This window comes from Acinetobacter halotolerans, assembly GCF_004208515.1.
GTDB classification, from domain to species: Bacteria; Pseudomonadota; Gammaproteobacteria; order Pseudomonadales; family Moraxellaceae; genus Acinetobacter; species Acinetobacter halotolerans.
In genome coordinates, this window is record NZ_SGIM01000005.1 from 110,148 (window position 1) to 122,656 (window position 12,509).

Annotated in this window: 15 protein-coding genes; 11 read left to right on the forward strand and 4 right to left on the reverse strand. The window is 40.4% G+C overall.

The features are described 5' to 3' along the window. The first annotated feature begins 176 nt into the window (after positions 1 to 176). The 3 genes from gspF to EXE30_RS07775 all read left to right on the forward strand — a co-directional run bounded on the left by gspF (position 177) and on the right by EXE30_RS07775 (position 2,453). A complete protein-coding gene (gene gspF / locus EXE30_RS07765; protein ID WP_004668430.1) occupies positions 177 to 1,382 on the forward strand; it encodes a type II secretion system inner membrane protein GspF in 1,206 nt (401 codons plus the stop codon). Positions 1,383 to 1,405: 23 nt separating this feature from the next. Then, a complete protein-coding gene (gene gspG / locus EXE30_RS07770) occupies positions 1,406 to 1,843 on the forward strand; it encodes a type II secretion system major pseudopilin GspG (protein WP_130161912.1) in 438 nt (145 codons plus the stop codon). A 265-nt stretch (positions 1,844 to 2,108) separates the two neighbouring features. After that, complete coding sequence (locus tag EXE30_RS07775; protein ID WP_130161913.1) at positions 2,109 to 2,453, forward strand: hypothetical protein; 345 nt, start codon at positions 2,109 to 2,111, stop codon at positions 2,451 to 2,453. A gap of 52 nt (positions 2,454 to 2,505) precedes the next feature. Here the strand turns inward: EXE30_RS07775 and lnt are convergent, their stop codons facing one another. Beyond that, on the reverse strand, positions 2,506 to 4,065 hold the full coding sequence (gene lnt, locus EXE30_RS07780) for an apolipoprotein N-acyltransferase (RefSeq protein ID WP_130161914.1): 1,560 nt from the start codon (positions 4,063 to 4,065) through the stop codon (positions 2,506 to 2,508). Continuing rightward, positions 4,062 to 4,901: an HlyC/CorC family transporter gene (locus tag EXE30_RS07785; RefSeq protein ID WP_130161915.1), complete on the reverse strand. Its 840-nt coding sequence runs from the start codon at positions 4,899 to 4,901 to the stop codon at positions 4,062 to 4,064. The genes lnt and EXE30_RS07785 overlap by 4 nt, the downstream gene beginning before the upstream one ends. A gap of 175 nt (positions 4,902 to 5,076) precedes the next feature. On the opposite strand from EXE30_RS07785, the gene tusA reads away from it, so the two are divergent. Then, positions 5,077 to 5,334: a sulfurtransferase TusA gene (gene tusA / locus EXE30_RS07790; protein ID WP_130161916.1), complete on the forward strand. Its 258-nt coding sequence runs from the start codon at positions 5,077 to 5,079 to the stop codon at positions 5,332 to 5,334. Positions 5,335 to 5,397: 63 nt separating this feature from the next. Here the strand turns inward: tusA and EXE30_RS07795 are convergent, their stop codons facing one another. Continuing rightward, a complete protein-coding gene (locus EXE30_RS07795; protein WP_130161917.1) occupies positions 5,398 to 6,012 on the reverse strand; it encodes an HvfX family Cu-binding RiPP maturation protein in 615 nt (204 codons plus the stop codon). 165 nt (positions 6,013 to 6,177) lie between these two features. On the opposite strand from EXE30_RS07795, the gene EXE30_RS07800 reads away from it, so the two are divergent. The 5 genes from EXE30_RS07800 to EXE30_RS07820 all read left to right on the forward strand — a co-directional run bounded on the left by EXE30_RS07800 (position 6,178) and on the right by EXE30_RS07820 (position 8,962). Further along, positions 6,178 to 6,483 carry an HvfA family oxazolone/thioamide-modified RiPP metallophore gene (locus EXE30_RS07800; RefSeq protein ID WP_004916729.1) on the forward strand — a complete coding sequence of 102 codons (306 nt, stop codon included), beginning with the start codon at positions 6,178 to 6,180 and terminating at the stop codon, positions 6,481 to 6,483. A gap of 65 nt (positions 6,484 to 6,548) precedes the next feature. Then, a complete protein-coding gene (locus EXE30_RS07805) occupies positions 6,549 to 7,415 on the forward strand; it encodes an HvfB family MNIO-type RiPP peptide maturase (protein WP_130161918.1) in 867 nt (288 codons plus the stop codon). Beyond that, the gene (locus tag EXE30_RS07810; RefSeq protein ID WP_130161919.1) at positions 7,412 to 8,143 is read left to right on the forward strand and encodes an HvfC family RiPP maturation protein; all 732 of its coding nucleotides are present in this window, start codon (positions 7,412 to 7,414) and stop codon (positions 8,141 to 8,143) included. Before EXE30_RS07805 ends, EXE30_RS07810 begins: the two co-directional genes overlap by 4 nt. A 16-nt stretch (positions 8,144 to 8,159) precedes the next feature. Next, the gene (locus tag EXE30_RS07815; RefSeq protein ID WP_130161920.1) at positions 8,160 to 8,777 is read left to right on the forward strand and encodes an RNA polymerase factor sigma-70; all 618 of its coding nucleotides are present in this window, start codon (positions 8,160 to 8,162) and stop codon (positions 8,775 to 8,777) included. Continuing rightward, positions 8,771 to 8,962: a zf-HC2 domain-containing protein gene (locus EXE30_RS07820; protein WP_005194850.1), complete on the forward strand. Its 192-nt coding sequence runs from the start codon at positions 8,771 to 8,773 to the stop codon at positions 8,960 to 8,962. The genes EXE30_RS07815 and EXE30_RS07820 overlap by 7 nt, the downstream gene beginning before the upstream one ends. A gap of 79 nt (positions 8,963 to 9,041) precedes the next feature. Here EXE30_RS07820 and EXE30_RS07825 read toward each other — a convergent pair whose 3' ends face one another. Continuing rightward, positions 9,042 to 10,754, reverse strand: coding sequence for an electron transfer flavoprotein-ubiquinone oxidoreductase (locus tag EXE30_RS07825; RefSeq protein ID WP_130161921.1), 1,713 nt, complete (start codon positions 10,752 to 10,754; stop codon positions 9,042 to 9,044). A gap of 188 nt (positions 10,755 to 10,942) precedes the next feature. On the opposite strand from EXE30_RS07825, the gene EXE30_RS07830 reads away from it, so the two are divergent. Further along, a complete protein-coding gene (locus tag EXE30_RS07830; RefSeq protein WP_121929785.1) occupies positions 10,943 to 11,554 on the forward strand; it encodes a DUF1285 domain-containing protein in 612 nt (203 codons plus the stop codon). 44 nt (positions 11,555 to 11,598) lie between these two features. Next, positions 11,599 to 12,477 (forward strand): glutamate racemase, encoded by an 879-nt coding sequence (murI, locus tag EXE30_RS07835; protein WP_130161922.1) that lies wholly within the window; start codon positions 11,599 to 11,601, stop codon positions 12,475 to 12,477. Positions 12,478 to 12,509 lie beyond the last annotated feature (32 nt).

The following is a 12,509-nucleotide window of genomic DNA, read 5'->3' on the forward strand; positions in this document are numbered from 1 at the left end:
CCTTGTTTGGATCATTTTAGCTGATAAAGCAAGACATGGATGAAATATCAATCAGCCCTGTGCTACAGTGCTGTGCATAAGGTCAATCTGCCTCAGATGACTTGCGACACTTTGGCTTCTTATCCCTTACAAGGACGCAGCTTAACAACAACATTTTGGACAATTAGAACAGAACCATGCCAGCTTATCAATTTACTGCTATTGATGCTTCTGGAAAGCAACACAAAGGTGTGCTTGAGGGAGATTCCGCACGTCAAATTCGTCAACAGTTACGAGATAAAGCATGGACACCGATTGCGGTTGAAACCGTTGAACAAAAAGATAAACAACAACAGCACGCATGGTTTAAAAAAGGCTTTAGTGCTTACGATTTAGCATTGATGACCCGTCAGCTTTCGGTACTGGTTGCTGCAGGTATTCCACTTGAAGAAGCATTACGTGCAGTCAGTAAACAAAGCGAAAAATCGCATGTGCAAAACTTACTGTCTTCCGTGCGATCAAAAGTCATGGAAGGTCATTCGCTTGCACAAGCGATGCAACAATCAGGACGATTTCCTGAACTTTATATCGCAACCGTAGCAGCAGGTGAGCGCTCAGGGCATTTAGATCTGATTTTAGATCAGCTTTCTGACTACACCGAAAATCGTTTTGCGATGCAAAAGAAAATTCAGGGTGCGATGATCTATCCGATTATCCTGATGCTGATGTCATTTGCGATCGTCATGGGGCTAATGACCTATGTGGTTCCTGAAATTGTGAAGACTTTTGAGCAGAGTAAAGAAGCATTGCCATGGATTACGGTGTTGTTGATGAAAGCCAGTGCATTCATCAAGCAAACATGGATTGGGATATTGCTGTTGGCTTTTATTGTCATTGTATTATTCACACGCTTTTTACGAACCACCGCAGGGCATTATGCATTTGACCGATTAACGCTCAGATTGCCATTATTCGGTAAACTTTCACGTGGTATAAATGCGGCACGATTTGCCAGCACCCTGTCCATTCTGACTCGATCAGGCGTACCTTTAGTAGAAGCACTTCGCATTGGTGCAGAAGTGAGCAATAACTGGGTGGTACGTGATGCGATTCAAGTCGCAATGGAACGTGTAACAGAAGGTGGTAATTTGGCAACGCAGTTAGAGCGATGCGGTTATTTTCCACCAATGATGGTACAAATGATCCGAAGTGGTGAAGCATCAGGTGAATTGGATCGCATGTTAGACCGTGCATCTACGATGCAAGATCGCGAGGTCACCACATTTATATCAACGATGTTGGCGTTACTTGAACCTTTGATGCTGGTTTTTATGGCAGCGATTGTCTTGGTGATTGTCATTGCGGTTATGTTGCCAATTATTAATATGAATAATATGATCTAGGAAATTTGATGTTTGAGATGAAAATGAAGAATCAAAAAATGTATGCAAAGCAAACTGGCTTCACCCTCATTGAAGTAATGGTTGTTATCGTTATTTTAGGTGTTTTAGCGGCACTGATCGTACCCAATGTGATGGGGCGTGGTGAAAAAGCCAAAGTCGATACCACCAGCATTACTTTAAAAGGTGTGGCTGGTGCATTAGATCAATATAAATTAGATAATGGCCGTTACCCATCAATGCAGGATGGTGGTTTAGATGCTTTGGTTAATCAACCAGCATCTGCAAAAAACTGGTTACCGGGTGGTTATGTTAAAGGTGGTTATCCGAAAGACAGTTGGGAAAATGATTTGCAATATGTGATGCCTGGCCGTGAAGGTCGTTCATTTGATTTATATTCGTTTGGTGCGGATGGTAAAGAAGGTGGTGAAGGCAATGATGCAGATATTTATTACCAGCCATAATTTTTAATTCAAGATATCACTTCATTCAATCATCAAATAAATCAAGAGTGAAGTGATAATGTTTCTTGATTCTAAAATATAATCTAAATATTTGAAATATAAGAATATAATAAAATAATGACTGTTTGATAGTTATAATAAGAACTATTCCCATATTTAATAGTTACAAGAAAAAGAAACTATGCATAAAAATAGTCTTTTCCTTTAGTTCAAAGCTTTGCATAATAAATCTAGATCATAAATATGATATTTGGGGAGGTCGCAGATGAAAGCTTTTTTTGTGTTGGATGAACTGAATCAGTTTCATTGGGCCATGCTTAAATCTGTGTTGCTCATTTTAAGTTTGTTGCCAATTAGTCAAACTGCATTAAATCTGTGGCAAAAAACAGAAGGCAGTAGCCAAATCATGATTGGTTTTTTTGCACTAAGTATGTTGAGTGCTTGGTTTGTACTTTGCTTTTTAAGCGCTTTGAAAACCAGTGTTTGGGATAATAAAGCATTCATTTCTGACTATGAGCAGCTTTTGTTTAAAGCCTATCGCTATATTCCGATGTTATTTTTATCCAGTTTAGTCGCGTATTTAAGTGTGCAATTATCACTGGAATTTTGATTTTTTATTGATTCAAAAAAAGAGCGTTTTATTTTAAAACGCTCTTTTTATATTATCGCCGTGACTTGAACGAAACATCGACCTTGCGAGGACGATAGAACCAACCCATTATCAGTAAAAGAACTGAAAAGATCAGAATCGGATAATCACTTAAACGGCTATATAGGGTTTGCCCTTGCATCGCGGGTAAATCACCACGTAGCACGAATTCTTGATCCATTGGCGCTTGCTTTACAATATGACCATGGTGGTCAATAAATGCGGTAACACCTGTATTGGTGGCACGAATAAACCAACGACCATTTTCTTTGGCACGCATTTGTACCATTTGTAAATGTTGCCAAGGTCCCGCTGTACCCGTAAACCACGCATCATTAGAAACCGTAATGAGAAAGTCACTATTTAATGCATTGCGGCGAGTCAAGTTGGGATAGGCGACTTCATAGCAAATAGCGGCTGCTAAAGCATGTCCTTTTACCGTCAATGGTTTTTGTTCAGTTGCACCACTAGAAAAACCAGCCATACTGACATCATTTTGCATAGCGGGTAGTACCCATTTCAGCAAACCAGATAAAGGAATATATTCACCAAATGGAACCAAGCGTTGTTTCTTATATAAACCAGAAGAATCGCTGCCAGAAGCCATAATGCTGTTGTAGTACTGAGGTTCACCAACTTGTTGTGATTTAGGTATATCCCAATATGGAATACCAGTGACCCATGCACTCCCTGATGCTTGGGCTTGGCTATCCATTGCCGCTAAGAATTCAGGAATATCTGTCTGAAATAGCGGAATCGAAGACTCCGGCCAAACAATCAGGTCACGGCCCCATTCTTTACGCGTTAACTTTGCATAAATTTCGAGGGTTTTGATCTGGTATTCGGTTAACCATTTAAGATCTTGTGGAATATTACCTTGAATCAACGAAACGCTGAGCGGCTTAGCTGCTTTAGGTTGTACGAATTGAATATAGCCAACAGCCCATGCACCTAAGACCAACAATACCGATGGAATCGCCCAAAACCAACGTCGATTTAAAATCTCGACTAAGGCACATGCAAGCACGATCACTACAAATGAAACGGCATAAACACCAAATAATGGTGCATAGCCGTCTAATAATCGTTCAGTAAAGGCATATCCTGCAAATAGCCATGGAAAACCAGTAAATACCCAAGTTTTAGCCCATTCAAACAAGACCCAAAGTGGCGCAAAGGTCAGTGGAGTTTCTGGAAAAAAACGACGATACAACCATGTTTGAAAAGCAGTGAATAATCCCATCAATAGTGCCATGACGACGATCATCAGCACACTGAGAATTGCATTGGTATCGCCATAGACATGGATTGAGGTGTAGAGCCAAAATGCGCCAACAAACCATAAGCCAAATCCATAGGCCCAGCCTAAAACGAAAGCTTGTTTAGGGCTACGTTGGCGTAACACCGCGTATAGCAATGCTGGTGACAAAATCGCCAGCCACCAAAAATAATAAGGTGCAAGTGCCAAACTAAAGATTGCACCCGATATGAGTGCAATCAACAGTGGAACAATAAAAGGAAGCTGTTTTTGTGGTTGAGAAGGGTTTAACAGTTTTTCAAAATAGGTTCTCATGGACGGACAGCTCGAATCAGATGAATAGTACGTGCATCTGCTTCAATAATGGTAAATTGCCAATCATCAAGCTCAATGGTTTGACCTTGTAAATCACTGACTAAGCCAATTTCTTGTAGCAGTAGGCCGCCCATAGTTTCAACTTCATCATCAGAAAAATCAGCATTTAAAATTGTGTTGAAATGTTCAATTGGTGTAAGCGCTTGAACGATCCATGTATTGGCTGTGGTTGGGTCATTGTCTGGCACGATATATAACGCTTCTTCATCCGCAATATCATGCTCGTCTTCGATTTCACCCACAATTTCTTCAAGAATGTCTTCGAGTGTCACTAAACCAGACGTTGAACCATATTCATCAATCACAATTGCAATGTGTGTTTGCGTATTTTTTAACATTCGCAACACTTGGTCGGTACGCGCACTTTCAGGGACAAAGACTGGCTGACGCATTAAGGCACGAATATCGACTTTAACATTGCGATCAGTTAAAAACGGTAAAAGGTCTTTTGCGAGTAGAACGCCAACGACATTATCAGTTTGATCGGCTGAAAATACAGGAAAACGAGAATGTGCTGAATCAATGAGGACATCCAAGATATCGAGTAACTGGTCATCTTCTTGTAAGCTAATCATCGCTGTACGCGGGGTCATGACTTCTCGAATCTTTGTTGCTGGCAGATCAAGAACACCCTCAAGCATAGCAACAGTATCTGGCTCTAAAAAGCGACGTGAGTCTTGGACTAACTTGAGTAATTCATCGCGGGTTTCAGGTGCGGTACCTAACCATTTTCTTAGGCCGCGCATACCCCACGACGGACTGGATTCCTCGATCATGATCTTTCCTAAAGACTCTCTATATCAATTAGATGATTTTCATCATACCGAAGAAAAAGCAGATATGCATCAATAAAACGATGCAAAAAACGTACAGTTTTTCATAATGGAGTGATAGATTTCTAAATCGTCGCTTTATGTTAAAATATGAAAATTCGAATATTTGAGTTTTATGATGTCTGAACAATCAAAACTTGCTACTGTTCAACTCAATACGAGAGGGTTACGTTGCCCTGAGCCTGTGATGATGTTACATCAAGCGATCCGTAGAGCAAAGTCAGGGGATGTTGTTGAAGTGTTTGCAACCGATCCTTCCACGTCATGGGATATCCCTAAGTTTTGTATGCATTTGGGACATGAGTTATTGCTCAAAGAAGAAAGCTTGGATGAAAATAGCAATACTGAATATCGTTATTTGGTGCAGAAAGGTTAATTGATTTTTGATTGATCAGTATGGCTTGGTATCCCAAGCCATATGATAGTTTTGTGCCATTCTCTACTTTTTGAATTTATTAATATATCGAGATAGCCAATAATCGGAACTGAAATACCGTCCTCCCCCAAGAACAATCAAAGCCAACAACATAATCAAATAAGTTGCAGCAAATTCGATTCCATTATTTAAGATTACAAATGAACCACTCGATGTGAGCCAGTCATAGTTGCCATAGGTACTTAAAATCTCTCTTGCTTTCTCTAATTTTTCTGCGGACTCCATCACTTGCATATTTGCAAAAGGAGCATTGGGATCAGCAATCGCTTGCCAGCCATTCGGTAAATGCACGGTAAATATCGCGACGAGCATAGTGATCATCAGTGGAATACTAATCAGCCGAGTTGCCAAACCAAGTGCTAATAAAATTGCACCACCCAGCTCAGCAGAGGTTGCTAGTGTCGCCATCAGTGTTGGAAAGGGTAATCCTAAACCCCAGTCAGGATTGCTAAACCATTCAACGGTATCTGCAAAATGAGCAAGTTTATTTGAACCTGCCATCCAAAACACTGGAATGAGAAACAGTCTTAAGGAAAGTGCTGCAATTCCATCGAAATGTTTTAGATATGAACAAAAATTCTGATAGCGTAATAATAAAGGATAAATAAGTTTATTCATGAGGATTTCACACCGACTCGTATTGAATAATGTTTAGTCGGTTGAGGATTTGGTTTCTTACATGGAAAAAATATTTTTTTAAATGTAATAAATTGAGTGGTCGCTCGTCTAATAATATGTACCTCAGTACAAAACTCAAAATAGATTTAAAAAAGGAACTTCACAATGAATAAATTAAACTCAATGACCTCGGTTGCCGCTTTAGTTGCATTATCTATGGTTGGCGCAGCAACCCAAGTATCGGCAGCATCGACGACGACTGAAACACATGTGACTAAAACTGCAGATGCAAAATGTGGTGAAGCGAAATGTGGTTCAGATAAAGCGAAAAAACAACACAAAACGACCGATGCAAAATGCGGTGCAGATAAAAAAGCTGCGGATGCAAAATGCGGTGCAGACAAAAAAATGGCAGATGCAAAATGTGGTGCCGACAAAAAAGTGGCTGACGGGAAGTGTGGCGCCCATTAAGCCTTATGCAGACGGTTGATGACAGCATCTAAAAAGATGACTGTCATTCGCCTAAGGGATTCTTTATGGATGCAATCACAAGTGTTGGTCTTGGTCTAAGACGAGATTTTATCGAGGCATTTTTAAGCGCAGCTCATTATCCAGACTTTATTGAAGTTGCCCCTGAAAATTGGATGAGCTTTGGTGGAAGACATGCCAAACTTCTAGCTCAGTGTGTAGAAAAATCTCCATTAATTTGTCACGGACTGTCTTTGTCGATTGGTGGGCCTCACCCCTTAAATATTGATTTTATTCACCAAATCAAGAAATTCTTAGATTCCTATCAAGTCGAGATTTATTCGGAACATCTAAGCTATACCAACGATGGGGGATATTTATACGACCTTTTGCCTATCCCAATGACTGAGGCTGCTGTGAAGTATGTGGTAGAACGTATTTCTCAAGTTCAAGATATTTTAGGGCGAAGATTAGTATTGGAAAATGTTTCTACTTATCTCATGCCGAATGCTGAAATGTCAGAGGCAGACTTTGTTCGTGAAGTAATCACACAAGCAGATTGCGAATTGCTGTTGGACGTGAATAACGTTTATGTAAATAGTATCAACCATCAAGCAGATGCATATGCTTTCATTGAAGCTATGCCGAAACAACGTATTCGTTATCTACATATTGCAGGGCATGAACAGGTGAGTACAGATTTATTGATTGATACTCATGGTGCTGAAGTATGTGATCCTGTTTGGGCGTTGTTGGAATATACCTATCAGCTCTGTGGTGTGAAACCAACTTTATTAGAGCGCGATTTTAATATCCCAACATGGCAGCAACTTCAGAATGAATTGAATAAGATTCAGCTGTTACAGCATCAATATTCAAATCAACACATGTTAATCCCAATGAGCTCGAATTTGGCTGATGGGGTGAAAGTATGAGTATGAATGAGCATACTTTTCAGCAGACCCAACATGATTTTTGTGACTGGCTGCGTGATCCAAATTCAGAAAAAGCAGTGCCTTTTGATTTGGATCGTATGCAAGTTTATCGAGAGCTGTTGTTTAATAATGTTTGCTCGTTCATCAATTTGGTTTATCCGGTGGCTCGATCGTTATTGCCTGCGCAGCAATGGCAACAGTTACTGACGGATTTTTTTCGAGAATCTCAGAATCAATCACCGTTCTATAACGATATTTCGCTGCAATTCAGAGAATTTCTCACAAAACAGCAGCATCCTATTTTAGTTGAGTATCCGTGGCTTGCTGAGCTGTTGCAATACGAATGGCTTGAACTGTATTTAGATACACTTGAGATTGATGACGTCACTTTGAATGCTGAATTGAAATGGCAACTGACTACACAAGTTTGGGTGTTAGTGTATCAATATCCTGTTTATCAATGGTCAATCAATCAAATAAATAAAGATCCTGCTCCAAGTGCCATTATGGTTTGGCGAAACAAACAGGATCGGGTTTGTGTTGAAATACTGACACCATTATCCGCTTATCTAATTGAGCAATTAGCACAACAACCGTTGTCTAGAGCAGCACTCGCTGAATTTATCCAGCAAATTACTCCAGCTCTATCAATCAGTGAAGTGAACACTCAACTGGAGGAACTTGCAGAAGATTTGATCCGCTTAGAATTGTTATACAAACCTGACTAGCACAGTGAGAAACGCGATGCCTGAAATGACAACATCGAATGCTAATGCATCTCAGCAACTGTATAACGATGATTTTTTGTCGGAATTACGACAACAAATGATCAAGTTTGCCGTCCTACAGCTTTCATCATTTCATCAAGCTGAGGATGTGGTTCAAGAAGCTTTGCTGAGCGCCTTGCAGCATGTTGCATCTTTTTCTGGCCGTGCTGCTTTTAAAACTTGGGTGTTTGCGATTCTAAAAAATAAGATCGTTGATTTAATTCGAAAAAAAACACGTCTCGTCAGCATGAGTGAGCTATTTGATGATGATGACAGTGCGTTAAGCGTAGATGCACTGTTTGATGTTGCTGGACATTGGCAAAAATCAGAAAGACCAAAAGCTTGGTTGAATCCTGAGGAAATGATGGAGCAGCAAGATTTTTGGATGATTTTTGACGCCTGTTTGAATCATTTACCAGCGAAGTATGCACAAGTGTTTATGTTGCGGGAAATGATTGAACTGAGTTCAGATGAAATCTGCGAAAAATTAGAATTAAGCATCTCAAACTTGAACGTTTTAATGTATCGCAGTCGAGTAAGACTACGTGAATGCTTAGAAAATAAATGGTTACTACAGGGGGATTGTTCATGTTGACGTGCCGACAAGCGACCCAATTGCTTTCAGAAAAACAAGATCGAACTCTGAACTTCAAAGAACTGAGTGCTTTACAGTTTCATGTGATGATGTGTAGTTCGTGTCGGCGTTTCGGTAAGCAAATGAAGAGTTTAAGTTTGTTATCCAAACAATATAAAAAGTTTGATGAAGGGCAGAAAGATTAAATTAAAAAAGCCTCATATTTTATGAGGCTTTCTTGGCTTAGTTTGCGCTAAAAACTCAATTTCAGCGCAAATTAAAAAATTACATATTCGGATAGTTTGGACCACCGCCACCTTCAGGTGTTACCCAAGTAATGTTCTGTGATGGATCTTTGATATCACATGTCTTACAGTGAACACAGTTCGCAGCGTTAATTTGGAAACGCTTAGAACCATCATCATTTTCCATGACTTCATACACACCAGCAGGGCAGTAACGCTGTGCAGGCTCATCCCACTTCGGCAAGTTAACCTGAATTGGTGTCTCAGGATTGGTCAACTTTAAGTGAGCAGGTTGATTTTCTTCATGCACTGTATTCGATACAAATACAGATGATAAACGGTCAAAAGTAAGCTTGCCATCTGGTTTTGGATAGTTCGGTTTGAACGTTGAAGCATCCACTGTTTTCAGTGTTGCATAATCTTGTTTTAAGTCATGCAAGGTAAATGGCACTTTAAAGACATTTTGGTCGATAAAGTTAAATGCACCACCAATCCATGTACCAAACTTATGCATCGCAGGACCGAAGTTGCGCGCTTTATACAACTCTTCTTTCAACCAAGAATTGTCATATTTTTCAGTATAAGCGGTGAGTTCTTTGGCAAAGTGATCGTCGCCTTCAGTAACACGTGCAATCGCAAGATCACCACCTTTAGCAACACCCGCAGCAATCGCTTCAAATACCGCCTCACCACATAACATGCCTGACTTCATGGCAGTGTGTGAGCCTTTGATTTTTGAGAAGTTCAAGAAACCAGCATCATCACCGATCAAGCAACCGCCTGGGAATGTCAATTTAGGTAAAGAGTTAAATCCGCCTTTGACAACAGCACGTGCGCCGTAAGAAATACGTTTGCCGCCTTCTAAGAATTGTTTGATGACTGGATGGGTCTTCCAACGCTGCATTTCCATAAAGGGATACATGTGTGGATTTTCATAAGAAAGATCGACAATCATACCCAAAGTTACTTGGTTGTTTTCAGCGTGATATAACCACCAACCACCTGCAGAACCAGTTTCAGACAATGGCCAGCCAGCGCCATGCATTACAAGACCTGGTTTGTGTTTTGCTGGATCAATTTCCCAAAGCTCTTTAATCCCGATACCATAATGCTGTGGATCAACATCACGATCCAATGCAAAACCTGCAATCAGGCGTTTGCCAAGATGACCACGGCAGCCTTCTGCGAATAAAGTGTATTTCGCATGCAATTCATAACCCGGTGCAAAGTTATGGGTAGGTTGACCATCTTTGCCAATCCCCATATCACCTGTTTGAATCCCTTTTACGGTACCATCTTCGTGGTAAAGGATTTCACTTGCTGCAAAACCAGGAAAAATTGATACTTCTAATTCTTCCGCTTTTTGACCTAACCAACGCACGACATTGCCGAGAGAAATAACATAGTTCCCTTCGTTATGCATTGATTTAGGAACCATCCAATACGGCATTTTTTGTGATTTAGTATCAGATAATAAGAAATACGTTTCGTCGTCCGTCACAGGGACATTCAGAGGCGCACCTTCTTCTTTCCAATTTGGGAACAATTCATTCATGGCACGTGGTTCAAGTACAGCACCAGAAAGGATATGCGCACCTACTTCAGAGCCTTTTTCAACAACACAAACAGAAAGGTCAGGTAGGTTGTTTTCAATCGCTAATTGACGAATTTTAATCGCAGCAGATAAACCCGCAGGCCCTGCACCTACGATCACTACGTCAAACTCCATCGCTTCACGTTCGATGTGTTCCATGTAGGACTCCTCATATTTTTAGGGGTGGCAACCGTAATATTGTGATTCGGTGCTGCCATGAGTGTTCTGAATTGCCAAACACAAAAAGAATCTATTGTGCTTGCAAACGTTTGGGATAGTATAGTTTTAAACCTTGATCTCGCCAATTGGCTGAGCGGTCATATTTTCTCGTCAGCAAGGCATAAACTATGATAAATGAAAATGATTCTTCACAGAATACAGGAAAAATCGTGTTTCCTGATGATAAAAACTTAATGAACATTGCACAATACTTAAAAGATGTACAGCAAAGTCACAAAAGGTCAATTCCACCTTTAGACCAATGGCATCCAAAACATTGTGGCAAAATGGATTTGAAGATAAAAGCCAACGGTGAATGGTGGCACGAAGGTCAATTGATCAAACGACAAACATTGCTTGATCTGTTTAGCAAAGTATTGTGGAAAGAAGAAGGTAAATTCTATCTCAAGACACCAGTTGAACAGATTGAAATTGAAGTCGAAGATGAGCCGTTATTGATTAATCAAGCGGATCAGGTCGAAATCGAAGGCAAGACCTATTTACAACTCACGACCACCAATCAAGATGTGGTGATTGTGGATCAACAACATCCTATTTTTATGCGTGAATATGCTGGCGAATTGCGTCCTTATGTTCATGTACGCTTTGGGATGAATGCCTTGATTCAGCGGCAGAGTTTTTATCATCTGATTAACTACGGTAACTTGTCTGAAAATGCGCAAGGTGAGGCTGTTTTGACATTAAAAAGTGGTGATTTGGTCTTGCATTTAAGCACCTGAGGTTTAAGCTTAAAAGAGCGAATAAACAAGTGCCAAGTATTTGTATGACAGCCGTTCAACCTATGCCGCTTTTATTAGACCCTATGCCAAATGCGTCCTCAGATGCGCCGATTGGGATATTTGATTCAGGGGTCGGCGGATTGTCTGTTGCGCAAGAGATTGCTCGACATTTACCCAATGAACAGATTCTCTATTATGCGGATACAAAACATGTCCCGTATGGCGCACGTTCGGATCAGGAAATTCGCCAACTAACGGCGCAGGCGATCGAATGGCTTTATCGACAGGGCTGTAAAATCGCAGTGGTTGCCTGTAATACAGCTTCTGCCTTTAGTTTAGATTATTTGCGTGATCATTATGGTGAGCGTTTCCCGATAGTGGGTTTGGTTCCTGCCTTGAAGCCCGCAGTGATACAGTCGCAATCGAAAGTGGTGGCCGTGCTTGCAACACCAGCAACGCTTCGTGGTCAATTGATTAAAGACGTGATGTCTAAATTTGCAGAACCTGCTGGCGTGAAAGTCTTAATGGTAACCAGTTTAGAGCTTGTTCCTTTTGTGGAAGCTGGTCTGCAAATGAGTGACGCTTGCTTAGCTGTGCTGCAACAGATTTTACAACCTGTGGTCGAGCAAGAAGCCGATTTTTTAGTATTGGGTTGTACCCATTATCCTTTTTTAAAAAATGCGATTCGTCAGATTTTTGATGAAAAGTTAGAATTAATTGATTCTGGACAAGCAGTTGCGAGACAAACCGCATATATTTTAATTAAAAATGGGTTATTATGTGACAAAACACGTCATAATATTTCGCGTATTGAATGTTTTGTCAGTGGTAATAATGCTGCCGTATTAGAACCAGTACTGCAGCGCCTTATATCAGAACAATTAACATGGACGATTCAAAATTTGGACGATGTGGTTGCATGAATGTGCTCAATCGATCCATATTTTATATTTTA